29 protein-coding genes are annotated in these 24,587 nt (G+C 71.9%); 9 read left to right on the top strand and 20 right to left on the bottom strand.

Annotation, left to right across the window (positions count from 1 at the left end; translation table 11 throughout):
* From V7S47_RS06055 to V7S47_RS06030, 6 genes are all read right to left on the bottom strand, one after another.
* Positions 1–303 (bottom strand): hypothetical protein, encoded by a 303-nt coding sequence (locus V7S47_RS06055; RefSeq protein ID WP_336560721.1) that lies wholly within the window; start codon positions 301–303, stop codon positions 1–3.
* A 125-nt stretch (positions 304–428) separates the two neighbouring features.
* Positions 429–1,652 (bottom strand): ABC transporter ATP-binding protein, encoded by a 1,224-nt coding sequence (locus V7S47_RS06050; RefSeq protein WP_336560720.1) that lies wholly within the window; start codon positions 1,650–1,652, stop codon positions 429–431.
* Between the two features lie 4 nt (positions 1,653–1,656).
* A complete protein-coding gene (locus V7S47_RS06045) occupies positions 1,657–2,490 on the bottom strand; it encodes a carbohydrate ABC transporter permease (RefSeq protein ID WP_336560719.1) in 834 nt (277 codons plus the stop codon).
* 5 nt (positions 2,491–2,495) lie between these two features.
* Positions 2,496–3,425: a carbohydrate ABC transporter permease gene (locus tag V7S47_RS06040; RefSeq protein WP_336560718.1), complete on the bottom strand. Its 930-nt coding sequence runs from the start codon at positions 3,423–3,425 to the stop codon at positions 2,496–2,498.
* A complete protein-coding gene (locus tag V7S47_RS06035; RefSeq protein WP_336560717.1) occupies positions 3,422–4,738 on the bottom strand; it encodes an extracellular solute-binding protein in 1,317 nt (438 codons plus the stop codon). Before V7S47_RS06035 ends, V7S47_RS06040 begins: the two co-directional genes overlap by 4 nt.
* Before the next feature lie 125 nt (positions 4,739–4,863).
* On the bottom strand, positions 4,864–5,772 hold the full coding sequence (locus V7S47_RS06030) for an alpha/beta fold hydrolase (RefSeq protein WP_336560716.1): 909 nt from the start codon (positions 5,770–5,772) through the stop codon (positions 4,864–4,866).
* Between the two features lie 93 nt (positions 5,773–5,865).
* On the opposite strand from V7S47_RS06030, the gene V7S47_RS06025 reads away from it, so the two are divergent.
* Positions 5,866–6,705 (top strand): esterase/lipase family protein, encoded by an 840-nt coding sequence (locus V7S47_RS06025; protein WP_336560715.1) that lies wholly within the window; start codon positions 5,866–5,868, stop codon positions 6,703–6,705.
* Here V7S47_RS06025 and glpX read toward each other — a convergent pair.
* The 6 genes from glpX to V7S47_RS05995 are packed head-to-tail and all read right to left on the bottom strand — an operon-like array spanning position 6,670 to position 12,031.
* Entirely contained in the window at positions 6,670–7,686 is a 1,017-nt protein-coding gene (glpX, locus tag V7S47_RS06020; RefSeq protein WP_336560714.1) for a class II fructose-bisphosphatase, read from the bottom strand. The two genes, V7S47_RS06025 and glpX, sit on opposite strands and share 36 nt — an antisense overlap.
* A gap of 43 nt (positions 7,687–7,729) precedes the next feature.
* The gene (locus V7S47_RS06015) at positions 7,730–8,767 is read right to left on the bottom strand and encodes a sulfate/molybdate ABC transporter ATP-binding protein (protein WP_336560713.1); all 1,038 of its coding nucleotides are present in this window, start codon (positions 8,765–8,767) and stop codon (positions 7,730–7,732) included.
* On the bottom strand, positions 8,764–9,552 hold the full coding sequence (locus V7S47_RS06010; RefSeq protein ID WP_336560712.1) for an ABC transporter permease: 789 nt from the start codon (positions 9,550–9,552) through the stop codon (positions 8,764–8,766). Before V7S47_RS06010 ends, V7S47_RS06015 begins: the two co-directional genes overlap by 4 nt.
* The gene (gene modA, locus V7S47_RS06005; RefSeq protein WP_336560711.1) at positions 9,549–10,331 is read right to left on the bottom strand and encodes a molybdate ABC transporter substrate-binding protein; all 783 of its coding nucleotides are present in this window, start codon (positions 10,329–10,331) and stop codon (positions 9,549–9,551) included. Before modA ends, V7S47_RS06010 begins: the two co-directional genes overlap by 4 nt.
* The gene (locus V7S47_RS06000; protein WP_336560710.1) at positions 10,331–10,726 is read right to left on the bottom strand and encodes a TOBE domain-containing protein; all 396 of its coding nucleotides are present in this window, start codon (positions 10,724–10,726) and stop codon (positions 10,331–10,333) included. Before V7S47_RS06000 ends, modA begins: the two co-directional genes overlap by 1 nt.
* Positions 10,727–10,783: 57 nt before the next feature.
* Positions 10,784–12,031: an SLC13 family permease gene (locus tag V7S47_RS05995; protein WP_336560709.1), complete on the bottom strand. Its 1,248-nt coding sequence runs from the start codon at positions 12,029–12,031 to the stop codon at positions 10,784–10,786.
* Positions 12,032–12,065: 34 nt separating this feature from the next.
* On the opposite strand from V7S47_RS05995, the gene V7S47_RS05990 reads away from it, so the two are divergent.
* Positions 12,066–12,644 (top strand): DUF4245 family protein, encoded by a 579-nt coding sequence (locus V7S47_RS05990; protein ID WP_336560708.1) that lies wholly within the window; start codon positions 12,066–12,068, stop codon positions 12,642–12,644.
* Here the strand turns inward: V7S47_RS05990 and V7S47_RS05985 are convergent.
* Positions 12,641–12,853: an exodeoxyribonuclease VII small subunit gene (locus V7S47_RS05985; RefSeq protein ID WP_336560707.1), complete on the bottom strand. Its 213-nt coding sequence runs from the start codon at positions 12,851–12,853 to the stop codon at positions 12,641–12,643. The two genes, V7S47_RS05990 and V7S47_RS05985, sit on opposite strands and share 4 nt — an antisense overlap.
* The gene (gene xseA, locus V7S47_RS05980; protein WP_336560705.1) at positions 12,846–14,081 is read right to left on the bottom strand and encodes an exodeoxyribonuclease VII large subunit; all 1,236 of its coding nucleotides are present in this window, start codon (positions 14,079–14,081) and stop codon (positions 12,846–12,848) included. The genes V7S47_RS05985 and xseA overlap by 8 nt, the downstream gene beginning before the upstream one ends.
* Before the next feature lie 46 nt (positions 14,082–14,127).
* Between xseA and V7S47_RS05975 the strand changes: the two genes are divergently transcribed.
* Together V7S47_RS05975 and V7S47_RS05970 are read left to right on the top strand one after the other, a co-directional pair.
* Positions 14,128–15,147, top strand: a complete 1,020-nt coding sequence (locus V7S47_RS05975; protein ID WP_336560704.1) for a 4-hydroxy-3-methylbut-2-enyl diphosphate reductase — start codon at positions 14,128–14,130, stop codon at positions 15,145–15,147.
* Positions 15,148–15,150: 3 nt separating this feature from the next.
* The gene (locus tag V7S47_RS05970) at positions 15,151–15,774 is read left to right on the top strand and encodes an L-threonylcarbamoyladenylate synthase (RefSeq protein WP_336560703.1); all 624 of its coding nucleotides are present in this window, start codon (positions 15,151–15,153) and stop codon (positions 15,772–15,774) included.
* On the opposite strand, the gene V7S47_RS05965 is transcribed toward V7S47_RS05970, so the two are convergent.
* The 5 genes from V7S47_RS05965 to V7S47_RS05945 form a co-directional block, all read right to left on the bottom strand.
* Positions 15,731–16,198 (bottom strand): DUF6542 domain-containing protein, encoded by a 468-nt coding sequence (locus V7S47_RS05965; RefSeq protein ID WP_336560702.1) that lies wholly within the window; start codon positions 16,196–16,198, stop codon positions 15,731–15,733. The two genes, V7S47_RS05970 and V7S47_RS05965, sit on opposite strands and share 44 nt — an antisense overlap.
* The gene (locus V7S47_RS05960) at positions 16,195–17,271 is read right to left on the bottom strand and encodes a DNA recombination protein RmuC (protein WP_336560701.1); all 1,077 of its coding nucleotides are present in this window, start codon (positions 17,269–17,271) and stop codon (positions 16,195–16,197) included. Before V7S47_RS05960 ends, V7S47_RS05965 begins: the two co-directional genes overlap by 4 nt.
* Before the next feature lie 29 nt (positions 17,272–17,300).
* Positions 17,301–17,624, bottom strand: a complete 324-nt coding sequence (locus V7S47_RS05955) for a hypothetical protein (protein ID WP_336560700.1) — start codon at positions 17,622–17,624, stop codon at positions 17,301–17,303.
* 79 nt (positions 17,625–17,703) lie between these two features.
* Entirely contained in the window at positions 17,704–18,087 is a 384-nt protein-coding gene (locus V7S47_RS05950) for a hypothetical protein (protein WP_336560699.1), read from the bottom strand.
* Between the two features lie 4 nt (positions 18,088–18,091).
* Positions 18,092–18,883 carry an exodeoxyribonuclease III gene (locus V7S47_RS05945; protein WP_336560698.1) on the bottom strand — a complete coding sequence of 264 codons (792 nt, stop codon included), beginning with the start codon at positions 18,881–18,883 and terminating at the stop codon, positions 18,092–18,094.
* 35 nt (positions 18,884–18,918) lie between these two features.
* Between V7S47_RS05945 and V7S47_RS05940 the strand changes: the two genes are divergently transcribed.
* The gene (locus V7S47_RS05940; RefSeq protein WP_336560697.1) at positions 18,919–19,662 is read left to right on the top strand and encodes a CDP-alcohol phosphatidyltransferase family protein; all 744 of its coding nucleotides are present in this window, start codon (positions 18,919–18,921) and stop codon (positions 19,660–19,662) included.
* A gap of 111 nt (positions 19,663–19,773) precedes the next feature.
* Positions 19,774–20,346, top strand: coding sequence for a hypothetical protein (locus V7S47_RS05935; RefSeq protein ID WP_336560696.1), 573 nt, complete (start codon positions 19,774–19,776; stop codon positions 20,344–20,346).
* A gap of 13 nt (positions 20,347–20,359) precedes the next feature.
* Here V7S47_RS05935 and V7S47_RS05930 read toward each other — a convergent pair whose 3' ends face one another.
* Positions 20,360–21,397 (bottom strand): alpha/beta fold hydrolase, encoded by a 1,038-nt coding sequence (locus V7S47_RS05930; RefSeq protein WP_336560695.1) that lies wholly within the window; start codon positions 21,395–21,397, stop codon positions 20,360–20,362.
* 44 nt (positions 21,398–21,441) lie between these two features.
* Here V7S47_RS05930 and V7S47_RS05925 point away from each other — a divergent pair, with 44 nt between their 5' ends.
* The 3 genes from V7S47_RS05925 to V7S47_RS05915 all read left to right on the top strand — a co-directional run bounded on the left by V7S47_RS05925 (position 21,442) and on the right by V7S47_RS05915 (position 24,359).
* The gene (locus V7S47_RS05925; RefSeq protein ID WP_336560694.1) at positions 21,442–22,296 is read left to right on the top strand and encodes an MOSC domain-containing protein; all 855 of its coding nucleotides are present in this window, start codon (positions 21,442–21,444) and stop codon (positions 22,294–22,296) included.
* Between the two features lie 39 nt (positions 22,297–22,335).
* On the top strand, positions 22,336–23,409 hold the full coding sequence (ychF, locus tag V7S47_RS05920) for a redox-regulated ATPase YchF (protein ID WP_090858049.1): 1,074 nt from the start codon (positions 22,336–22,338) through the stop codon (positions 23,407–23,409).
* Between the two features lie 461 nt (positions 23,410–23,870).
* A complete protein-coding gene (locus V7S47_RS05915; protein ID WP_336560693.1) occupies positions 23,871–24,359 on the top strand; it encodes a hypothetical protein in 489 nt (162 codons plus the stop codon).
* Positions 24,360–24,587: the final 228 nt, after the last annotated feature.

The following is a 24,587-nucleotide window of genomic DNA, read 5'->3' as shown; positions in this document are numbered from 1 at the left end:
TCAGGAGTCCTCTCGGTCGGTCCGGAGCTCGTGGACGAGGGCGACCAGCCCGACCAGCGCGACGAGGCCGAGGACGCCGGCCACGGGCAGCCGGCCGAGGTCCTCCAGCCGGCCGAGGAGCCCGCCGAAGCGGCGGCTGTCGTTCTCGACGATCCAGGAGTCCCAGAGGGACGGGATCGTGAGAGCGACGGCGAGGGCACCGAAGAACGCGGTCGTGGCGGCGAGGCCGAGCCACGAGGTCGTGTCCTCCTGCGGAGCGGGTCCGCGCTCGATCGCAGGATGCGGGGTGGGGCCGTCGGGCACGGAGACCTCCGGGGGTTGGGGGAGCTGTCCCGGCGATCGTGTCCGTTGGGGCCGTACGACGACGGGGCGGGCGCCAGGGTCCGAACGACCCCGAACGCCCGCCCCGTCGGGTGGGTCCGTGCGGCTCAGCCGGCGGCAGCCGGCTGCTCGGCGGCCTCGGCCATCGCGTTGCCGAGGATCCGACCGGCGTGGGCCCTGTCGACCGTCAGGTTCTCGCCCGTCGCCGGGTCGAAGAGGTGCATCTTGCGCGAGTCGATCCAGATCTGCGCCTCCTCGCCCTCCTTGATCCGGCTGGTGCCGTCGAGGGCGACGACGAGCTGGGTGCGCAGCGACTCGCCGTCGAGGTCGCGCTCGAGCTGGCGCAGCTGCTCCTCGACCTCGGGCGGGGCCTCGAAGGGGATGTAGGCGTAGGTCTCGTTGCCGAGCCACTCCACGACCTCGACCTTGGCGGTGAAGGTGGACGCCTCGTCCTTGGCCTCGATCACCGAGGCGTCCTCGAAGTTCTCCGGCCGGATGCCGGCGATGAGCAGGCCCTTGCCGGCCACCTTATCGGCCTTGTCGGCCGGGATCTGCACGGAGCCGAACGGCAGCTTGACGGTGGTGCCGTCGACCTCGGCCGGCAGGAAGTTCATCGGCGGGGAGCCGATGAATCCCGCGACGAACAGGTTGCCGGGGTTGTCGTAGAGCTCGCGCGGGGAGGCGAGCTGCTGGAGCACGCCGCGCTTGAGGACGGCGACCCGGTCGCCCAGCGTCATCGCCTCGGTCTGGTCGTGGGTGACGTAGACCGTGGTGATGCCGAGCTTCTTCTGCAGCCGGGCGATCTCGGTGCGCATCTGGCCACGGAGCTTGGCGTCGAGGTTGGACAGCGGCTCGTCGAAGAGGAACGCGTCGGCCTCGCGGACGATCGCCCGACCCATCGCGACCCGCTGGCGCTGACCACCGGAGAGGTTGGCCGGCTTGCGCTCCAGGTGCTCGTCGAGCTCTAGCGTCTTGGACGCCTCGCGCACCTTCTGGTCGACCTCGTCGTTGCTCGCGCCGGCGAGCCGGAGCGGGAAGGCGATGTTCTCGTAGACCGTCAGGTGCGGGTAGAGCGCGTAGTTCTGGAACACCATCGCCAGGTTGCGGTCGCGTGGGGCGAGGTCGTTGACCCGGCGGTCGCCGATGACCATGTCGCCGGAGGTGATGTCCTCCAGGCCCACGATCATCCGCAGCAGGGTCGACTTCCCGCAGCCCGACGGGCCGACCAGGATCACGAACTCCCCGTCGGCGACGTCGATCGAGACGTCGTTCACGGCCGGGAAGCCGTCGCCGTACTTCTTGACGATGTTCTTCATCGTGATGGCAGCCATCAGGTCACCCCTTCACCGCGCCGGACGTCAGTCCGGCCACGATCTTGCGCTGGAATACGAGGACGATGAGCACGATCGGGATCGTCGCGATGACGGCTCCCGCGGCCAGCAGCGACGCCGGCCGGTTGAACGGATCGGCACCGACGAAGAACGACAGCGCGGCCGGGATCGGCCGGGCGCTCTCGGTCGAGGTCAGCGAGATCCCGAAGACGAAGTCGTTCCACGCGAAGAAGAACGTCAGGATCGCCGCGGTGAAGACACCCGGCGCCGCGAGCGGGACGATCACCTTGCGGAACGCCTGCCACGACGTGGCGCCGTCGACCTGGGCGGCCTGCTCCATCTCCCACGGGATCTCGCGGAAGAAGGCGGAGAGCGTCCAGATCGCCAGCGGCAGCGTGAAGGACATGTAGGGGATGATCAGTCCCGGCCAGGTGTCGTAGAGGCCGAAGGTGCGCCACATGTCGAACAGCGGACCGACCAGCGAGACCACCGGGAACATGGCGATCGCCAGCGCGGTGCTGAGCACGAACTTCTTGCCCTTGAACTCCAGGCGGGCGATGGCGTACGCCGCCAGCGTCGCGATGATCACCGACAGCAGGGTGGCGATCAGGCTGATCCCGATGGAGTTGAAGATAGCCCGGCGGAACTGGTCGTTGTTCCAGACGTCCTGGTAGTTCTGCCAGCCGGCGCCCCCTCCGTCGGAGGGGAAGAACCCGGGGCTGCCGTTGGTGATCGACTCCTGCGACTTGAACGACAGCGAGATGATCCAGGCGACGGGGAGCAGGCACCAGACCAGGATGAGCACGCACCCGACGGCGGTTCCGATCTTCTGCTTCATAGCCACTACTCCTGTCGGGCCTGGGCGAGATCGACCTTGAAGATCTTGACGATCAGCCAGGCGATGAGGAGGACGGAGAGGAACAGCAGGACCGAGAGCGCGGAGCCGATGCCGAGCGCGAACTGCTCGACCACCTGTCGGTAGGTCAGGAACGAGACCGACTCGGTGCCGTTGGCGCCGGCCGTCATCACGAAGATGTTGTCGAAGATCCGGTAGGCGTCGAGGGCCCGGAAGAGCACCGCGACCATGATGGCCGCCCGCATGTTCGGCAGGATCACCTTCCACAACCGCTGCCACCAGGTGGCCCCGTCGACCTTGGCGGCCTCGATCATGTCGTCGGAGACCTGGGCCAGACCGGCCAGGAGCAGCAGCGACATGAACGGCGTGGTCTTCCAGATCTCCGAGACCATGATCGCGATCAGCGACGGCGTGGTGCTCTCGAACCAGTTGAACGTGTCGTCGACGAACGGGAGCCAGCCGTTGACGAAGCCGTTGTTGAGGCTGAAGGCGAACTGCCAGGCGAAGCCCGAGACCACCGTGATGATGCCGTAGGGGATCAGGATCGAGGTGCGGATCACGCCCCGGGCGAAGATCACTCGGTGCATGACCATCGCGAAGATGAACCCGATGACCAGCTCGAAGAACACCGTCACGAGCATGATCAGCACCGTGATGCCGGTGTCTCGCCAGAAGAGGCTGTCGGTCAACGCCGTTACGTAGTTGCTCAGCCCGATGAACTCGCGGTCGTCGGGCGCGGTGAGCGAGTAGCTGAACAGCGACAGGTAGAGCGCCCGCAGCATCGGGAAGGCGGTGACGACCAGCATCACGATCAGGGCCGGAGCAACCAGCTTGCGGCCGAGCCGGTTCTCGGCCTTCAGCCGGTCGCTGTCCTGGACCTTGGTGGCCGGGCGAGCGGCCTGCGTCGTCGTACTCATAGCAGGGCCTTGTTCTGGAGGATCTCGGACAGGAATTCGGCCGACTCCTCCGGGGTCTTCGACGGGTCGACCGAGGTCGGCGAGTGCCACACGCTCTGGATCGCGGCGGAGACCTTGGAGTAGAAGGCGGTCTTGGGGCGCGGGCCCCCGCTGTCGACGCTCTCCTGGAACAGCGCGAGCAGCTCGGGCGGGAAGGCCTCCTGGAGCTCGGCGGCCTCGTAGGCCGAGGAGCGCGACGGCATCAGGCCCTCGTTGACGGCCAGGGCCACCTGCGCCTCCGTGGTGGTCACGCACTCCGCGGCCTCGAGCGCCCAGTCGGAGTGCTTGGAGTAGGCGCCGACCCCGATGTCGATGCCCCCGATCGGGGGCTTGGACTCCTCGCCCTCGACGGTCTGGGGGTAGCGGGCCCAGCCGAGGTCGGAGAACTGCTCCTCGGTGATCCCGTTGTCGGGGGTGGGCTTGTAGTTGTTGTAGACGAACGTCCAGTTCGTCATGAACTCGCCGGCCCCGCTCGCCGGGAACATCTGGCCGAGGGAGGTGCCCTCGTTGGAGGTGGTGAAGTCGGGTTGGCGGGCCTTCGAGTCGGCCAACTGCTGGATCACCTCGGCTGCGGCGCGACCGGCGTCGGAGTCGATGTCGACCTGCGCGTCGGCGCCGGCCTCGGTGTCGGAGATGATGTCGCCGCCAGCGCCCTGGATGAGCGCGTTGATCCAGACGACGTACGCCTCGTACTTGTTGGCCTGGACGCCGACGGTGCCGTCGTTGTCCGCTGCGGCGTCGATGACCTGCGACCAGGTGACCGGCTGGCTCATGTCGAGTCCGGCGGCCTCGGCGAGCGACTTGCGGTACCAGAGCACCTGGGTGTTGGCCCACTGCGGGAAGGCGAAGACGCCGTCGTCCCAGGTGACCGTGTCGGCCGCGCCCTTCAGGACGTCGTCGTCGACGGCGGTTGTGGCGGTGTCACCGGTCAGCTCCTCGAGCCAGCCGGCGTTGGCGAACTCCGCGACGTAGACGGGGTCCAGGCTCATCAGGTCCGTCGAGGTGTCGCCCGACGCGAGCCGGCGGGCCAGTTGGGTGCGCTGGTCGGTCGCGCTCGCCGGGAGCAGCTGCAGCTCGATGTCGTACTGGTCGGTGCTGCACTGCTCGGCGAGCTTGCCGAGGGTGGCTTGCCCGTCGGGGTTGATGTACCAGTTCAGCGTCGGTTTGCCCGACTCCCCGCACGCGGAGAGCAACCCCGCCGTACAGATGAGTGCCCCGGCGGCGGCCAGGCCGCGTCGGGCCCTCCGCCTCGGTGGCGATGCGGATGACGACATGCGGCCCCTCCCCGGATCGTGTGGCACGTGTCACACGGTCTAGTCCCTGTTCACGTGGTTTGTCCACTAACCAAGGAGGGCTCTCAGGAAACATCGCCGTCACCCGAAGAGGTGAGCGCGGTGGTTCAGGCCCGATCGGCGTTGCGGCGGATCGCGGCGGTGAAGGTCTCGAACAGTTCGGCCGGAAGGTCGTGGCCCATCCCGTCGACCAGCAGCAGCTCGCTGCCCGGGACCGCCGCGGCGGTCGCCCGCCCGCCCGAGACGTGCACCATCTTGTCGGCCAGGCCGTGCACGACCAGGGTCGGGACCCGGATGCCGCGCAGCCGCTGGCCGCGGTTGGGCTGGGTCAGCACGGCGACCATCTGGCGCAGCACGCCCGCCGGGTTGATGCCGCGATCGAACGTCTCCTCGCCACGCAGGCGGGCACCCTCCTCCGGCTCGGGGTAGGCGGGGGACCCGATCAGTCGGGCCATCACGACGCTGCCGGCGACGTACTCCTCGCGCGAGTCGCCGCGTCCGCTCAGCAGGGTGGGGAGCAACGAGGGGTGCTGCCAGCCGACGCTGCGCTTGCCGGTCGTCGACATGATGCTGGTCAGCGAGCGGACCCGGGACGGGGCGTCGAGAGCCACGGTCTGGGCGATCATGCCGCCCATCGACACGCCGACGACGTGGGCGGAGTCGAGGCCGAGGTGGTCGAGCAGCCCGACGGCGTCGCGCGCCAGGTCGGCGATCGAGTACGGCGCCCGCACCTTCGCGCCGGTGAACGCCCGGACCAGCGTGGCCCGGCCGATCCGCCCGGTCATCCGCGAGGAGCGGCCGGTGTCGCGGTTGTCGTAGCGGATGACGAAGAAGCCGCGGGCCGCGAGCATCCGGCACAGCTCGGGGTCCCACCAGGTCATCGGGCCGCCGAGGCCCATGACGAGCAGCAGTGGCTCGTCGTCGGGGTCGCCGAACGTCTGGTAGCAGAGCTCGACGCCGTCGCCGACGGGGGCGAACAGCTCGGGGGAGACAAGGACCTGGGGCGCGCTGGTCATGGATAAGAGTGTTGCTGACAGTGCCGCTGTCAGGAAATGCCCGGATAGTTGGAATTCCTACGATTTCGTGTGGCATCGCCGTAATCTGCAGGTGTGAGCCAGAACACCCTCGCCTCCTTCCTGCTCCCGGCGGGCTTCGCCCGACCCGGGGTCGGAGCGGTGCTGCGCGAGGCGAGCCTGGTCGGCGAGGCCGGTCGTCACGTCGTCCGGCGGGTCGGCGACCGCCGGGTTCGCCACGCCACGCCGTACGGCGACCGCGCCCCGGAGCGGTTCGCCGACCCGGTGGTCCTGGTGCCCGGCTTCCTGGCCGGTGACCTGTCGCTGAGCCTGATGTCGACGGTGCTGCGCCAGCGCGGGTTCCGCACCTACCGCTCGCACATCCGCGCCAACGTGGGCTGCACCCTCAACGCCGCCGCCCAACTGGAGGCCCGACTCGAGTCGATCGCGATGCGGCGCGGCAGCCGCGTGCAGGTCGTCGGGCACAGCCTCGGCGGGATGCTGGCCCGCGGGGTCGCCGTACGACGCCCGGACCTGGTGTCGGGCATCGTCACGATGGGCAGCCCGATGCTGGCACCCGGGGCTCACCACCTGGCCCTCACCGCGAGCGTCGACGTCCTGGTCCGGCTGAGCCGGGCCGGGCTGCCCGGGCTCATGTCGGAGGAATGCGTGGGCGGCGCCTGCGCGCGGCAGAGCTTCGACGAGAGCCGCGAGCCGCTGGCCGACGACGTCGCCTTCACCGCGATCTACAGCCGGCGCGACGGCATCGTCGACTGGAGGGCCTGCGTCGACCCGATCGCCGTCCCGATCGAGGTGACCGCGAGCCACGTCGGCATGGCCGTGGACCCGCGGGTCGTCGACCACGTCAGCGCCGCCCTGGCGACGCAGCTCACGCCGCGCTCAGCGGTCGAAGTCGATCGCGGAGTAAGCGCGTAGCTTCTGCAGGCGGTGCTCGGAGGTGATCGAGCGGATCGTGCCGCTGCGCGAGCGCATCACCAGCGAGTGCGTGGTGGCCCCGCCGCCGGCGTAGCGCACGCCGCGCATGAGATCGCCATCGGTGATGCCGGTGGCCACGAAGAAGCAGTCGTCGCCGGTGACCAGCTCGTCGGTGGTGAGCACGAAGTCGGGGTCGAGGTTGTGGCCGGCGTCCAGTGCCTTCTGCCGCTCCTCGTCGTCGGTCGGCCACAGCTGACCCTGGATCACGCCGCCCATCGCCTTCATCGCGCAGGCGGTGATGATCGCCTCGGGGGTGCCGCCGATGCCGAGCAGGAGGTCGACGCCGCTGTCGGGCCGGGCCGCCGAGATGGCGCCCGCGACGTCGCCGTCGACGATGAACTTGATCCGGGCACCGGTGGCCCGGATCTCGTCGGCGAGCTGCTGGTGGCGGGGCCGGTCGAGGAGCACCACGGTGACGTCCTCGGGCTTACCGCCCTTGGCCTTGGCCACCTGGTGGATGTTCTCGGCGACCGGGAGGCGGATGTCGACGACGTCGGCCGCCTCGGGGCCGGTGGCGAGCTTGTCCATGTAGAACACCGCGGACGGGTCGTACATCGAGCCGCGCGGGGCCACCGCCAGCACCGCGACGGCGTTGCTCATGCCCTTCGCGGTCAGGGTGGTGCCGTCGATCGGGTCGACCGCGACGTCGCACTCGGGCCCGGTGCCGTCGCCGACCTCCTCGCCGTTGTAGAGCATGGGCGCGTTGTCCTTCTCGCCCTCGCCGATGACCACGGTGCCGCGCATGCCGATGGTCGAGATCATCACCCGCATCGCGTTGACCGCGACGCCGTCGGCGCCGTTCTTGTCGCCCTTGCCGACCCAGCGGCCCGCGGCCATGGCGGCGGCCTCGGTGACCCGGACGAGCTCGAGGGCGAGGTTGCGGTCGGGGGACTCGGGGGCGACGCTCAGGCTCTCCGTCATGGGCCGAACCCTATCGGTGATCCGGGGTCGGCAGATCCCCCGCTCAGGTGCGGTAGACCGCGACCTCGCTGGCCTTCACGCTGAACGTGACCCAGGTCCCCGGAGCGAGGTCGAGCTCGGCAGCGGCGTACGTCGTGACGTCGGCCGCGAGGTCGCCCGCCCGGACCCGGACCTGGTCCCCGAGCGGCTCCAGGTCGGTGACCTCGACCGCGAAGGCGTTGCGCGGGCTGCCGCCCGGCGGCTCGCGGTAGACCGCCACCGCGGCGGGGCGGAAGACGGCGACCACCGGGTCGCCCGGGTCGGGCTCGGGGCCGGTCACCAGGCCGTGGACGAGGGAGCCGTCGGCGGTCCGGACGCCGCCGTCCCAGCGGCCGCGGAGCATGTCGAGGCCGGCGATCCGGGCGGCGAAGGCGCTGCGCGGCCGGGCCAGCACCTCGGCGGCCGGTCCCTCCTCGGCGACCCGGCCGTCCTCCAGGACGACCACCCGGTCGGCCAGCAGCAGGGCGTCGAGCGCGTCGTGGGTGACCACGACGACCGAGCGGTCGGCGAGCACCCGGCGCAGGGTCTGCCGCAGGGCCGGGGCCACGGCGACGTCGAGGGCGGCCATCGGCTCGTCGAGCAGCAGCAGCCGCGGGTCGGCGGCCAGCGCCCGGGCGACGGCGACCCGCTGGCCCTGGCCGCCCGACAGTCGGGCGGGGGAGCGGTCCGCGAGCTCCGCGGCCCCGACCTCGGCGAGCCAGTGCCGGGCCGTCTCACGGGACGCGGCCCGGCCGGCACCCGCGCTGCGCGGGCCGAAGGCCACGTTGTCGAGCACGCTGAGGTGGGGGAAGAGCAGCGGCTCCTGGGCGAGCAGGGCCACCCGACGGTCGTGGGGCGCGACCCAGGTCCGATCGCCGGTGAGCTCGCGGTCGTCGAGGTGGACGGCGCCGGAGTCGGGGCGCAGCAGACCGGCGACCAGGTCGAGCGTCGTGGACTTGCCGGCGCCGTTGGGACCGAGCAGGGCGACCGTCTCCCCGTCGGCGACGTCGAGGGCGACGTCGTACCGGCGGTCGGCGACGGTGGCGCGCAGGCGGAGGGTCATCCCGTGCGCCCCGGGCGGGCGAAGCCGATGACGACGACGGCGACCACGACCAGCAGCAGCGACATGGCCACGGCGGCGTCGGGATCGGTGACGCGGAGCTGGTAGATGTAGAGCGGCAGGGTCCGGGTGGTCCCCTCGAGGCTGCCGGCGAAGGTGATCGTGGCGCCGAACTCGCCCAGCGACCGGGCGAAGGCCAGCGTCGCGCCCGACACCAGCCCGGGCAGGACCAGCGGCAGGGTGACCCGCCGGAACACCGTGGTCGGCGAGGCGCCGAGCGAGGCCGCGACCACCTCGTAGCGCTGGCCGGCGCTGCGCAGTGCGCCCTCCAGGCTGACGACCAGGAACGGCAGCGACACGAAGGTCTGGGCCAGCACGACCGCGATCGTCGAGAAGGCGACCTGGACGCCCAGGGCGTCGAGCTCGGCACCGAGCAGGCCCTTGCGGCCGAAGGTGTAGAGCAGCGCGATGCCGCCGACGACCGGCGGCAGGACCATCGGCAGCAGCACCAGCGAGCGCAGCACGCCCTGACCCGCGAACGACGTCCGGGCCAGCACGACCGCCATCGGCACGCCGAGCAGCACGCAGAGCGCCGTACTGACGGCGGAGGTGCGCAGGCTCAGCCCGAGCGCCGTGCGGGCGGAGTCGGTGGTGACCAGGTCCACGAAGCTCGACCAGTCGACCCGGCTGAGCATGCCGGCCAGCGGCAGCAGGACCAGGACGGCGCCGAGCAGCGCGGGCAGGTAGATCCAGGCGGGGACCCCGACCTGGCGCTGCTGGGTGGTCACCGGGGCTGAGGCTGCCCGAAGCCCGCGTCCTGGAGGACCGACTGGCCGGTCGCGCCGAGCACGAAGTCGACGAACTCCTGGGCCAGGTCGGCCTCGTCGCTGTCGGCGACCGGGGCGATCGGATAGGTGTTGACCACGTCGGCCGACTCCGGGAACTCGATGCCCTCGACGTCGTCGCCCGCGGCGGCCACGTCGGTGACGTAGACCAGGCCGGCGTCGGCCTCGCCCGAGGCGACCTTGGCCAGTACGTCGGTCACCGCCTGCTCCTCGCTGACGGGGGAGAAGGAGATCCCGGCCGCCTCGGCGACCTGCTGCGCGGCCGCGCCGCACGGCACCTCGGGGGCGCAGAGGACCAGGTTGAGGTCGCCGGTGAGGTCCTGCAGCGACTCGACGCCCGCCGGGTTGCCCGGGGGTACGGCGATCTCCAGCACGTTGGTGGCGAAGTCCTGCGGTTCGGCGCCGGTCAGGTCGGCCGCGACCAGGTCGTCCATGTTCTTCGTGGCCGCGGAGGCGAAGACGTCGGCCTCGGCGCCCTCCGTGATCTGGGTGACCAGGTCGGACGAGCCACCGAAGCTGAGCTCGACCTCGACGCCGTCGTGCTCGGCCTCGAAGTCCGCGGCGATCTGCTCGAAGGTGGCGGTGAGTGACGCGGCGGCGTACACGGTCAGAGTGGTGGTCCCGCCGCTGTCGCCGCGGTCGTCGGCGGTGCTCTCGTCGTCGCCCCCGCAGGCCGTGAGCGGCAGCAGCAGGGCGAGGACGGGCAGCAGGGCACGCTTCATCAGGGACGCTCCACGACGACGTTGGTGGACTTGACGGACGCGATCGCGCGTACGCCGGGGGCGAGGCCGAGCTCCTCGGCGGCCTCGGTGCTCATCAGGGAGACCATCCGATAGGGCCCGCAGATCAGGTCGACCTGCGCCATCACGGTGTCCTTAGTGACCCTGGTGACGATGCCGGCCAGGCGGTTCCGCGCGCTGACGGCCGCCGCGCGGGTGGCGTCCCGGTCCGGGTGGTCGGCGAGGGACTCGGCCAGGGCCGCGAGGTCGGTGCCGACGATGACCGTGCGGCCGTCCTCGGTGGTCGAGGCCACCCGGCCGGCCTCGGTCCAGCGCCGCAGGGTGTCGTCGCTGACGCCGAGCAGCTCGGCGGCTTCCGCGATCCGGTACGTGGTCACGCGGTCATCATGCCGCACCTGCGGTCAGATTCGAGGATGCCGGGCCGCAGATGCGGTTCAGTAGGTCCAGTTGAGCACGGTGACGGCGACCAACAGCGAGACCGGGGTCAGCAGCAGGCTCACCCGGTGCAGGTCGCGCAGCCCGGGGTCGGCGCCGGTGCGGGCCAGGGTGCGCCGCCACAACAGGTTGGCCAGCGAGCCCGAGTACGTCAGGCCGGAGCCGATGTTCAGCCCGAGCAGCGCGGCCAGCACGGCCTCCGGGCCCAGCGGCGCCACCAGCGGCACCACCAGCAGGGTCGCGCTCAGGTTGGTGAGCAGGTTGGCCAGCACCGTGGCCAGCACCGCGACGGCGAGCAGGCCCGCGAAGCCGGTCCCGCCCGGCAGCAGGTCGGCGACCAGGTCGCCCACCACCCCGTCGGCGACCCCGGCCACGACGACGCCGAGGCCGAGCACGAACACGGCGAAGGACGGGTGCGCGGCCGAGGCCGTCGCCCGCACGCCGATCAGGCCGCGCCGGCCCGCCCAGGCCACGAGCACCGCCGCGGCCACCGTCGAGACCCAGCCCGGCTCGACGCCGAACGGCGAGAGCAGGCCGAAGGCGGCCAGCATCAGCCCGACCACGACCAGCGGCACCGGCTCCACAGCGGGCCGCTCGGGGTCGTCGGGGGACGTCGTCCCCGCCAGCTCGCGCCGGAAGAGCAGCCGCAGCCCGACGTACTCCACCACCAGGACGGCGGCCAGCACCGGTGCCATCGCCACCGCGAACTCGTGGAAGGACAGGTCCAGGTCGGGGAGGGCGAGCAGGTTGGTGAGGTTGGAGACCGGCAGCAGCAACGAGGCCGAGTTGGCCATCCGCAGGCAGGCGTGGGCGACGGGGCGGGTCGACGTCCCGAGGGCCGCGGCGGCTGCGACCGCGACCGGGGCGAGGAGGACCACGGTGGCGTCCAGGCTCAGCACCGTCGTGACCAGGGCGGCCAGCACGAACGTCCCGCCCAGGAGGCGGACCGGCCGGTCGCGCGCCGTCCGGCGCACGGCGTACGCCGCCGCGGCGAAGACGCCGGCCCGCGCGCAGACCTCGGCCACCACGAGGATCGTCACGAGGAACAGCACCACGGGCGCGAGGTGCTCGACGGCGTCCCACGCGTCGCCGAGCGGTACGGCGCCCGCCGCGAGCACGACCGTGGCCGCGAGCACCGCGACGGCCGTCTCGACGCGGGCGCGCGGGTGTCGGTAGGCCGTGGTCAGCAGGGCCGCGAGGGCGACGAGCGGCACGACCTGCTGCAGCAGGTCGACGGAGGGCGGCACGCGCGCAACCTACGGCACCTGTGAGGATGGGGCCGTGAGCGAGTCAGGGCAGCCGGCCGAGAAGCCGGGCCGCTACCAGCGGACCACCGGCGGCCTGATCGGGTCGATGATCGTGGCCGTGGTGGCGGTCCTGGGCGTCGTCATCTTCCGCGAGGTCTTCCGCGACACCCCCGAGGCCGACCTCCAGCCGGTCGACTACCTGCCGGCCGTCGCGGCCCTCCAGGACAGCGGCCGCCAGGTCGCCTACCCGCCGACGCTGCCCGAGGGCTGGAAGGTGACCAGCGTGGTCGTCGACCGCGGCCCGCGCCCGGGCTGGGGTCTCGGGATCCTCACCGACGACGGCACGTACGTCGGGCTGCGCCAGCAGGACGAGTCCGTCGACGACCTCGTTGCCGAGCTAGTCGACGAGGACGCCAGCGAGGACGGCCCGGCCACGGTGGAGAGCGCCCTCGGCGCCGAGTGGGAGACCTTCTCCGACGAGGGCGGGGACCACGGCTTCGCCACCGAGGTGGTCACCGGGCAGGGCGAGGAGAACCTGCTCGTCTACGGCTCCGCGCCGGTCGCGGACCAGGAGACGCTGATCGGGCTGCTGACGCTCGACCCGGTCTCCTAGCCCTCGTCCTTCCCGATCGCGTCGTCGAGGCGCTGGCGGGCGCCGTCGAGCCACTCCTGGCACCAGGTGGCGAGCTTCTCGCCGCGCTCCCACAGGGCCAGTGACTCCTCGAGCGTGGTGCCGCCGGCCTCCAGGCGACGGACCACGTCGACGAGCTCCTCGCGGGCGTCCTCGTAGGAGGGCTTCTGCTCGGTCTGCTTCTCAGGCACCGGGGTCCTCCAGCTGCTCGGTGGTGGTGGTCGTGGCGTGCACCCGGCCGTCGGCGACCCGGACGCTGACCGCGTCGCCGGCGGTCACGTCGGCGACGGAGGTGAGGACGTGGCCGTCGCCGTCCTGCAGGACGGCGTACCCGCGCTGGAGGGTGGCCAGCGGGGAGAGGGCGCGGGCGCGGGCGCGCTGGTGGCCGACGTCGTCGGCGGCCCGGTCGAGCGCGTGGCCGAGGGTGCGCCGGGCCCGGTCGCGGAGCGCGTGCACCTCGTCGAGCCGGACGTCGAGCAGGTGGCGGGGATCGGCCAGGGCGGGGCGGGAGCGGAGCGCGTCGAGACCGGCCTGCTCGCGGTCGAGCATCCGGCGCAGCCCGGCGCGCACCTGGTCGCGGGCCCAGGTGACCCCGCGGACCTCCTCCAGGACGTCGGGGACGACGAGCTTGGCCGCGTCGGTCGGGGTCGAGGCCCGCACGTCGGCGACCAGGTCGAGCAGCGGGCTGTCCGGCTCGTGGCCGATGGCCGAGACCACGGGCGTGCGGGTGCGGGCGACGGCGCGGACCAGGGCCTCGTCGGAGAAGGGCAGCAGGTCCTCGACCGAGCCGCCGCCCCGGGCGACGACGATCACCTCGACGTCGGGGTGGCGGTCGAGCCGCTCCAGGGCCTCCATCACCTCGCTGGCCGACCGGGGGCCCTGCATCGCGGCGTACGCGACCTCGAAGCGGACGGCGGGCCAGCGTCGGCGGGTGTTCTCCAGGACGTCGCGCTCGGCCGCGCTGTTGGGGGCCGTGACCAGGCCGACGCAGCCCGGGAGGAACGGGAGCGGTCGCTTCAGCTCGGCGGCGAACAGGCCCTCAGCGGCCAGCAGCTGGCGACGGCGCTCCAGCTGGGCCAGCAGCTCGCCGAGGCCGACCATCCGGATCTCGCGGGCGTAGAGCGACATCGTGCCGCGGTTGGCGTAGTAGGACGGCTTCGCGTGCACGAGGACGCTGGCGCCCTCGACCAGCGGCGGGTTGAGGCCGTCGAAGTAGGTGCGCGAGCAGGTCACCGGGACGGAGATGTCGGCGACGGTGTCGCGCAGGGTGAGGAAGACCGTGCCGACGCCGGGACGGCGGTTGACCTGGGCCACCTGGCCCTCGACCCACACCGCGCCGAGCCGGTCGACCCAGCCGGCGATCGCGTTGGCGATCTGCCGGACCGGGGCCGGTGCCTGCGGCGAGGTCTCCAGGGCCATGGCGGCGAGATTAGGGGATGCCGCGGACAGACCTAGACTGGACGTCATGACGACCGGCCGATCGACCAACATGGGCATGCCGCCGATCCTGTCGCCGGAGGACGCTGAGAAGGCGGTCCTGCTGGCGGCACCGCGCGGCTACTGCGCCGGTGTCGACCGCGCCGTCGTGACCGTCGAGCAGGCGCTGGACCTCTACGGCTCGCCGGTCTACGTCCGCAAGCAGATCGTGCACAACAAGCACGTCGTCGCCGACCTCGAGTCGCGCGGGGCGATCTTCGTGGAGGAGATCGCCGAGGTGCCGGCGGGCCAGACCGTGGTGTTCTCCGCCCACGGCGTCTCGCCCGAGGTGCACCGCCAGGCCGCCGAGCGCGAGCTGAAGACCATCGACGCGACCTGCCCGCTGGTGACCAAGGTCCACCACGAGGCGCGGCGCTTCGCCGACGACGACTACGACATCCTGCTGATCGGGCACGCCGGTCACGAGGAGGTCGAGGGCACCGCGGGCGAGGCGCCCGACCACATCCAGCTCGTCGAGAGCCCGGCCGACGTCCCGAACATCGTGGTGCGCGACCCGTCGCGGGTGGCCTGGCTCTCGCAGACCACGCTGTCGGTCGACGAGACCCTCGAGACGGTCGCGGCGATCCGGGCGCGCTTCCCCGAGCTGCTCGACCCGCCCAGCGACGACATCTGCTACGCCACCCAGAACCGGCAGCTGGCGGTCAAGGAGATCTCCCCGGGCGCCGACCTGGTGATCGTGGTCGGCTCGGGCAACTCGTCGAACTCGGTGCGGCTGGTCGAGGTCGCCCTGGAGGCGGGCGCGAAGGCGTCGTACCGGGTGGACGACGCGAGCGAGATCGACGAGGCCTGGCTGGACGGCGTCCGCAGCGTCAGCGTCACCTCGGGCGCGAGCGTCCCCGAGGCGCTGGTCGACGGCGTGCTGGCGTTCCTGGCCGAGCGGGGCTTCCCGGACGCGAAGGCCGTGCACAGCGCCGAGGAGTCGCTGATCTTCTCGCTGCCCAAGGAGCTGCGTCGCGATCTGAAGGCCGCTGCCGCGGCGCGGGCCTGAGCCGTGGCCCGCTACGTCGACATCCACCCGGACAACCCGCAGCCGCGGCTGCTGGGGCAGGTCGTGGACGCCCTGCGTGACGACCAGCTGATCGCCTACCCGACCGACTCCGGCTACGCGCTCGGCTCGCGGCTCGGCAACCGGGACGGGCGCGACCGGATCCTGAAGATCCGCGGGCTCGACGACCGCCACCACTTCACGCTGGTGTGCAAGGACTTCTCGCAGCTGGGTCAGCTGGTGCACGTCGACAACGCGGCGTTCCGGGCGATCCGGGCCAGCACGCCCGGGCCCTACACCTTCATCCTGCCGGGCACCCCCGAGGTGCCGCGCCGGCTGCTGCACCCGAAGAAGAAGACCGTCGGCGTGCGGATCCCCGACCACACGGTCGTGCAGGCCCTGCTGGACCTGCTGGGCGAGCCGCTGCTGAGCAGCACGCTGATCCTGCCGGGCGAGACCGAGCCGCGGACGTCGGGCTGGGACGTCAAGGAGGAGCTCGACCACCAGGTGGACCTGGTCGTCGAGGCGGGGGACACCCCGGCCGAGCCGACCACCGTCGTGGACTGGTCGGACGGCTCTCCCGAGATCATCCGGCGTGGTGCTGGGGATCCGGAGCGGTTCGAGGCCTGACGTCCGCGGCGGGCGCGGCCGGCCGCGGCTCCGCCGTCACGAACCGCTGACGCACCGCCAGGCAGGCCAGGCACAGGCCGTAGCCGAGGACGAGGGCCACCGAGTGGCTCGACAGGCCGGAGATCACGGCCTGGACGACGCTGTCGTCGGGGTGGGCGACCGCCTCCGGGCGGGTGGCCGCGAGCAGCAGGAACACCGACACCATCACCAGAGGAGGCAGCACGCCGACGGTGAAGAAGTCGCGCGGGCGCACCCGCAGGGCCAGGCCGACGGAGAGGGCGACGAAGGCGATGTCGAACAGCACGCTGACCCGCCCGGTGAGGAGCAGGTCGATCGCGACGACGGTCAGGGCGGCGGCGAGTCCGAGCGCGACCATCTGCCGGCCGGGCTCGTGGCCCTGCTCCCAGAGGGTCTTGCCGCTCACCGCGCCTCCTTCTCCCAGCCCACGTTAGGGGTGGGGGAGGGCTCGTCGGGGGCGGCGCGCCGGTCGACGGCACGCAGCTCGACGGCCCGCGGGGTGGGCAGCGGCTCGTCGGTGACCGCCAGGTCGCTGAACCGGCGGGCGGCGACGAGCACCCGCGACTCCAGCGAGCCGACCGCCGAGTTGTAGTGGCCGACCGCGGCGTTGAGCGAGCGGCCCACCAGATCGAGGTGGCCGCCGAGGGTCCCGAGCCGCCCGTGCAGGTCGCGGCCCAGGCGGTGGATCTCGCGGGCCTGGTCGGCGAGGGCCTCGTGGGTCCAGCCGTGGGCGACCGTGCGCAGCAGTGCGATGAGGGTGGTCGGGGTGGCGAGCACGACCTGGCGCGCCGCGGCGTACTCGATCAGGGACCCGTCGGTCTCGAGCGCCGCGGCGAGGAACGACTCGGCCGGCACGAAGAGCACCACGAACTCGGGCGTCTCGGGCAGTGCGCGCCAGTAGGCCTTCGCCCCGAGCTGGTCGACGTGGGTGCGGAGCTGTCGGACGTGGCGCGCGAGGTGGGCCGGTCGCTCGTCGTCGTCGGCGGAGGTGGCGTCGAGGTAGGCGTCGAGCGGGACCTTCGCGTCCACGACCACGCTGCGGCCGCCGACCAGTCGGACGACGAGGTCGGGGCGGAGCGCGCCGTCGTCCAGCCGGACCTGCTCGGCGAAGTCGCACCGGTCGACCAGCCCGGCCAGCTCCACGGCGCGGCGGAGGTGGAGCTCGCCCCAGCGGCCCCGCACCTGGGGCTTGCGCAGGGCGGTGCTCAGCGCGTGGGTCTCGCGGCGCAGCGTCTCGGTCGAGAGCCGCATGTCGGCCACCTGCTGGTGCAGCTGGCCCTGCCAGGTCGAGCGCTGGTGGTCGAGGTCGGCCAGCTGGTCGCTCAGCCGGTCGAGGCCCTGCATCACCTCGGCCTGGTCGACCATGCCCTGGCCCACGGCCTGCACGTGCTGGGGGCGCGAGCGCGCCCACAGGACGCCGACGAGCGCGCCCAGGGCGAGCCCGACCAGCAGGGTGAGGAGGGCGGTGAGGGTCTCCATGGCGCCAGCATGGCGGGGGCCACCGACAGTCAGCGCTCCCGCGCGGGCTGGCGGAGACGTCGTACGGCGTCGGCGACCCAGGCGAGCACGGTCATGACCAGGGCGCCCGCGCCCCAGATGAGCCCGGCCATCCCGGCGAGATCGCACTCTCCCGAGCCTCCGCCGGAGCACTCCGTGAGCTCGAAGTGGGTCCAGCCCAGCAGGAACCCCAGCACGGGGACGATCGCGGCGATCGCCAGCCAGCAGCCGACCCAGGTGCCGGTCGACAGACGACGCCGATCGGTCCCGCGCGTCGGCAGCAGGACGACCGCGAAGACCAGCGCGAGGCCGAGCGGGAGGAGCCAGACGATCACGGGACCCATGGTCGCGACCGACGGCGCTCGGCGTCCTGAGCTTGCCTACTCAGGTCGGCTCAGGTCGGCTCAGGTCGGCTCAGCTGGCGAAGGTGCGCAGGAAGGCGACACCGTCGCCGGTGACCCCGTCGTGGATCGCCCGGGCGTGGGCCGCGGCCTCGTCGCGGTCGGCGGCCACCACCCGGCAGTGCTCGCCGGAGTCGGCCTCGACGGCGACCGCCCAGCGGTCGCGGAGCAGGTGTCGCTGGACCAGGCCGGGCAGCAGGCGGTAGCCGGCGTACGCCCGGACCGGGTCGGTCAGCACGGGTGGGGTGAAGAGACGGAAGCGCCAGCGCAGGTAGCGGTCGAGGGCCGGCTCGACCCGCAGCGTCACCCGGACGCCGTCGGGTCCGACCGCGTCGGGCAGCTCGCCGGCGCCGGGCGAGGTGGGGCTGTAGAGCTCGCGGCGATGGTCCTTCGGCACGAGATCAGTCGTGCAGGTCGACGACCACGGGCGCGTGGTCCGACGGCGGTCCGGAGAACTGCGCGGGGTCGCGCTCCTCGGTGTCGATGAAGGCGCCGGTGACGCGGTCGGCGAAGGAGGGGGAGCCGAGGACGAAGTCGATGCGCAGGCCGCGGTTGCGCTCGAAGCGCTGCCGGTAGTAGTCCCAGTAGGTGTACACGTCCGGGCCGGGGGTGTGCGGGCGGACGACGTCGACGTACCCGTCGTCGAGGAAGCGCTGGAAGGCCGCGCGCTCGGGCGGGGTGACGTGGGTCGACTTCGCGAACTGCTTCACGTCGAAGACGTCCTCGTCGGTCGGGGCGATGTTCCAGTCGCCCACCAGCGCGGTGGGGCCGTCGGTCCAGGCCTGCGCGGCGTCGCGCAGCCGGGCCAGCCAGTCGAGCTTGTAGACGTAGTGCGGGTCGTCGGGCTTGCGGCCGTTGGGCACGTAGAGCGACCAGACCCGTACGCCGCCGCAGGTCGCCCCGATCGCGCGCGCCTCCGGGGCCAGCGGCTCGCCGTACCCGGGCATGTCGGCGAAGCCGACCTCGACGTCCTCCAGGCCGACCCGGCTGATGATCGCGACGCCGTTCCACTGGCTGACGCCGGCCGCCGCGACCTCGTAGCCCAGGGACTGCAGGCCCATCAGCGGGAGCTGGTCCTCGCGGGCCTTGGTCTCCTGCAGGGCCAGGACGTCGACGTCGTGACGTTGCAGGAACGCCTCGACACGGTCGATGCGGGAGCGGAGGGAGTTGACGTTCCAGGTGGCCAGTCGCACGGGCTCACCCTAGTAAGCCCGTAGGGTTGCGCCACATGGAGAGGTTCGCCGCGTGGTCCGTCCACGCCTACACCGCCGTCGGCTCCGTGCTGGCGCTGCTGATGGTGCACTTCTCCTACGAGGGCGAGGTCGAGACCGTCCTGTGGCTGTTCCTGGTCGCGATGGTCGTCGACGGCACCGACGGCTTCCTGGCCCGGCACTTCCGGGTCAAGGAGGTGGTGCCCCAGATCGACGGGGCGCTGCTCGACAACATCGTCGACTACCTCACCTACGCGTTCGCGCCGATGGTGCTGCTGTGGGCCAACGGCTACCTGCCGGACGGCGCCGCCGGCGGGGTGGTCGCGGCGATCCCGCTGCTGGCCTCCTGCTACCAGTTCTGTCGCAGTGACGCGAAGACCGAGGACCACTTCTTCCTGGGCTTCCCGTCGTACTGGAACGTGGTGGCCTTCTACGTCGTCGTCTTCGGGATCGGCACCGGGGCCACCGTGGTGCTGCTGATGGCCTTCGCGGTGCTGGTCTTCGTGCCGGTGAAGTACGTCTACCCGTCGCGCACGGCCGACCTCTGGTACCTCAACATGACCCTCGCGACCCTCTGGCTGGTCGCGTTCGGCGTCATCACCGCCCAGCTGCCGGACGCCCCCGACTGGCTCTCGGTCGCCTCGCTCGCGTACGTCGCCTACTACGTCGCGGTCAGCCTGTGGCTCACCTTCCGCGCGCGGCCCTCGGCCGGCCGGACGGCCGCGGTCCCGGTGGAGCCCGAGCCCGACCCCGCCGCCTGAGAGATCTCTTCAAACCCGGATCCTTCCGCCCTCCGACCGGGCGTGGTCGGCCGCGCGTCGGCTACCGGACGTGCGACAGAAGCACGACATCTGAAGAAACGGAGCAAGAGGATGACCCGCACACGGGCCACTCGCCGGATCACCAGTGCAGTCGCTGCTACGGCCCTGATGGGGGTGGGACTGGTCAGTACCGCAGGAGTCGCGTCCGCTGCCGACTGCTCGATGGCGCCGGACGGGCAGACCACGATCTGGAGCATCACGGGCATCACGTCCGGGACCGCACCGACCGGTCTGGAGAGCAACTGGGTGGAGGGATCCGGGTCGATCAACTACTCGGAGAGCGCGACGGCGAGCACCACCGCCACCGTCTCCGCCTCGGTCTCGGCCGAGGCCGGGGTGATCTTCGCCCAGGCCAGCGCCACCGCAGGCGTCTCGCTCGCCCAGCAGTGGGGGGCGACGAAGACCTGGTCGTACACCCTGAACACACCGGGCGCCGCCGGGGTGCAGTACCAGATGTACCAGACCCAGGAGACGCGCTCGTTCACCGCGAGCAAGCTGCGCTACCAGCTGCAGTCGAACGGCCGGTGCGGCTACAGCCCCACCGGGACGTCGGGCACGGTGTCGAACGCGCCGGTCAACAGCGAGTCGACGCTGGTCTGGAAGCTGCGCGAGCGGCCCGCCTGACCGACCGCTCGTCCTACGTCGCCCCGGGTGCCTCGCGCCCGGGGCGACGTACGTCGTCGTCGGGTCGCGTGATCTCGGCCAGGTCGCGCAGCAGGTCGTCCCGCTCCTGGCCCAGCCGGTGACGCTGCCGCGCGGCGAACCGGCGGACCTGCAGGTCGAGGACGGCGGCCGCGGCGATCTCCGTCAGCCCGCGCTCGCGGACCAGGCGCTCCGACGCCTCCCGGACGTCCGCCGACCCGAGGACCAGGTCGAGGATCGCGTGGGCGTCGTCGACCGCCTCGACCAACGGGCCGATGATGTCGAGCCGTTCCCGGACATGGGTGGCGGCTTCGCCTGGGTCAGGCTCGCCCGGAGGTCGCCCCACCTCCGGCGCGACGAGCGCCCACCAGTGCTCGGGGTGGGTGTGCCAGAAGTCGTGACCGACGCCGGTCACGACCAGCGGTCGCTCGCTCATCAGCGAGGCCAGCTGGGCGACGGGCCAGGACGGGCGGATGTCGAGCTCGGCGACCACGAAGCGCGGCGGCTCGTCGATCCGTCGGAGCCGCTCGAACAGGTCCGGCTCGCGGATCCAGCGCCGCCAGTCGTCGAGGAGGGCGCGGTGGACTGCCTCGTCGTACGGGAGGCCGAGGTCGGGCTCGGTGTCCCGCGCTGCCTCGTACGCCGCGTGCCAGCTGCGGTCGTCCTGCAGACCGGTGCCGCAGACGGAGACCAGCCGGGCGACCGAGTGGGGATGCTCGGCGGCGTAGGCGAGACCGAGATCCGCTCCCGAGGAGTGGCCCGCCACGACGTCCCAGTCCTGCAGCCCGAGGGAGCGGCGCAGCGCCTCCAGATCCGCGATCGCCCGCTCCAGGCCGTGCGGCCCGCCGGCGCTGGCGCCGACGCCGCGGGGGTCGGGGGAGACGACCCGGGCGGGGAACCCGTCGGGCGGCGCCGGGAGGTAGTTGACCATCCCCGGGCCGCCGGACAGCTGGAGCACGGCCCGGTCGCCTGCACCCTCCACGCGGGCGGACAGGGCGACGCCGTCGAAGGCGCGGAAGTGGTGGGTGGTCATGGCGGAAGGCTGCCAGGTCCAACGCCGGCCACTAGCCTTCTCGCGTGCCGCACCTGTCCTCGATCCACCGGTACCCGGTGAAGTCCTGTCGCGGCGAGTCCGTGGCGTCCGCGCTCGTCGAGCCCTGGGGGCTGGCGGGGGACCGGCGCTGGATGGTCGTGGACGAGATCGGGGCCGCGATCACCGCGCGCGAGGTCAACCGGATGCTGTTGGTCCACCCGGAGATCACCGACGACGGGCTCGTCGTGACCGCGCCCGAGCTGCCGCGGCTCGTCGTACCGACGCCCGATCCGGCGAGCCAGGTCCCGGTGGGGCTGTGGAGCTCGCTGCTGACCGCGGCGCCGGCGGGAGAGGACGCCGACCGCTGGTTCACCGCGGCCCTGGGGCGTACGGCGCGCCTCGTCCACCTCGACGATCCGACGCGGCGACGCACCAGCCCGATGTTCAGTGAGCCCGACGACCGGGTGTCGTTCGCCGACGGCTACCCGCTCCTCGTCGCCACCGAGGCGTCGCTCGCGGCGCTCAACGACGCCGTCGTGGAGCGGTCGGAGGGTGCGCACGAGCCGCTGCCGATGACCCGCTTCCGGCCCAATGTCGTCGTGACCGGCACCGAGGCGTGGGCCGAGGACGACTGGCGGCGGGTGCGGATCGGCGATTCCGTGTTCCGCGCGGTCAAGGGCTGTGCGCGCTGCGTGATCACCACCATCGACCCCGACACGGCCGACCGGGAGAAGGAGCCGACGGCGTCGCTGGCGCGGATCCGGCGGTGGGACGGCGCCGTGTGGTTCGGCGTCAACCTGGTGCCCGACGTCGCGGGCGTGACCATCCGGGTGGGCGACGAGGTCGAGGTGCTCGAGGCGGTCCCGCCGGGGGACGGCCCCATCCGGCCGGTGCGCTGATTCCTGGGTGCTCGCCGTACGCACCTAGACTCGCCCCTCGTGGCTCTCACCATCGGCATCGTCGGCCTGCCCAACGCCGGCAAGTCCACCCTCTTCAACGCCCTGACCAAGAACGACGTGCTCGCGGCGAACTACCCGTTCGCCACGATCGAGCCCAACGTCGGCGTGGTGGGGGTTCCCGACTCGCGGCTGCCGGTCCTGGCGGAGATCTTCGGGTCCGAGCGGATCCTCCCGGCGACCGTCGAGTTCGTCGACATTGCGGGGATCGTGCGCGGCGCCTCGCAGGGAGAGGGCCTGGGCAACAAGTTCCTCGCCCACATCCGTGAGTCCGCGGCGATCTGCCAGGTGACCCGGGTCTTCCGCGACGAGGACGTCACCCACGTCGACGGCGAGGTGAACCCCGGCAACGACATCTCCACCATCCAGACCGAGCTGATCTTCGCCGACCTGGAGACGGTCGAGCGGGCGATCGCGCGCCTCGAGAAGGAGGCGCGCAAGGTCAAGGACCTGGTCGCCAACCTGGAGGCCGCCCAGCAGGCCAAGGAGGCGCTGGAGGCCGGCACGCCGATCATCGCCACCTCCATCGACCGGACGCTGCTGCGCGAGCTGTCCCTGCTCACGGCCAAGCCGTTCATCTACGTCTTCAACTGCGACTCCGACGAGCTGGCCGACGAGGAGCTGAAGACCCGCATGCAGGCGCTCGTCGCGCCGGCAGAGGCGATCTTCCTCGACGCCAAGTTCGAGTCCGAGCTGGTCGAGCTCGACGAGGAGGAGGCGGCCGAGTTCCTCGCCGAGGCCGGCGTCACCGAGCCCGGCCTGGAGGTGCTCGCCCGCGTCGGCTTCGCCACCCTCGGCCTGCAGACCTACCTCACCGCCGGCCCCAAGGAGTCGCGCGCGTGGACGATCCGCCAGGGCGACACCGCCCCGCAGGCCGCAGGCGTCATCCACACCGACTTCGAGAAGGGCTTCATCAAGGCCGAGGTCGTCTCCTTCGACGACCTGACCGCCGCCGGCTCCATGCAGAAGGCCAAGGAGGCCGGCAAGGTCCGCATGGAGGGCAAGGACTACGTCATGGTCGACGGCGACGTCGTCGAGTTCCGCTTCAACGTCTAGATTGGCCTGTTTTGCCAGGTCACGGCCGCCTCGGGTAGGTCCGGCCAGACCCTTGATCGAGACCATGTCCTTGACCCACTTCGACGCGCCGGCTGCGGATCGCGTTGAGCAGTACGTCGGCGAAGCTGGTCGAGTGCGCGGCCAGGACGACGGCGCGGCGGGTCGTATCGACGTAGATGCGCCGGGTCAACCAGTCGTCGAACTACGACCGGAAGGTCATCCGCCCAGCGCGAGGGTCGACGTATGCGCCGGTCACCACCGCGGCGGTGGTCTCGTTCAGCCATCGTCGCCTGAGGCACGGCGGCAAGGTGTCGACCACGGTGGGCTCAAGCCCCACCAGACCGTCGACGTGGCGGTTCCGTCCTGGTGAGCGTCCCGGCGGTCGGAGCCGGTAAGAGATGTTTCTAGCCATCGGGAGCGGGCAAAGAGCATCCACCCACCCCCGCCCCTCGGGAGCTCCCATGGCCCTGCGCCGCAGCGCGATCGTCACCATCGCCACCACCCTGTCCGCCGCCGTCCTCGCCGCTCTCCCCGCCCAGCCCGCCGCGGCGGCCGACGAGTTCGCCAACTACACGAGGTGCGGGCCCTGGCACGACACCCTGGCCTCGAAGGTCCACGTGCGCGGATGCATCGCCGCCAGGCTCAAGAACGGACAGCTGGAGCGCGTCAACCTCTACGCGGACTACGCCAACCAGTACGCCACGACGGTCAGGCTGATGTCCTCGGGCACCCAGACCGACAACACCGGCCACACCTGGAGTCCTCCCAAGAAGCTCCTCTACGTGGCCCGCAACAGCGGCAAGCTCGGGATCGGCTTCGAGTGGATGACCTACCGGGGAGCGACCCAGATGCAGGGGCGGCTGACCACCCACGACGGCAACGGCAACCTCATCGGCGGCTTCAACGTCAGGGTCACCCGCAAGGGCAACGACCTCTCCTGGCAGCTGTGAGGGCGGGCACCTCGACGCCTCGGGACTGATCGCCGACACGGACGACGTCGTCACGGCCCAGCGTGCTGCTCGCCCGCCAGGACGAGCACCACCACGGTGGACGCCTGCTCGCACCTGCGGCCGTCAGCTGCACAGGCCACGGGAGCGCTCGCCCGGCGCCAGTCCGCACTTGGTCCGCAGGACGTCCGAATCTGTCCAACGCCACCCACGACAACCGATGCGAGAACG

It is taken from the genome of Nocardioides sp. CCNWLW216, assembly GCF_037120545.1.
Lineage (GTDB): Bacteria > Actinomycetota > Actinomycetes > Propionibacteriales > Nocardioidaceae > Nocardioides > Nocardioides lianchengensis.
Note: the sequence above shows the minus strand (reverse complement) of the source record. Positions and strands in the feature narration are given on the sequence as shown.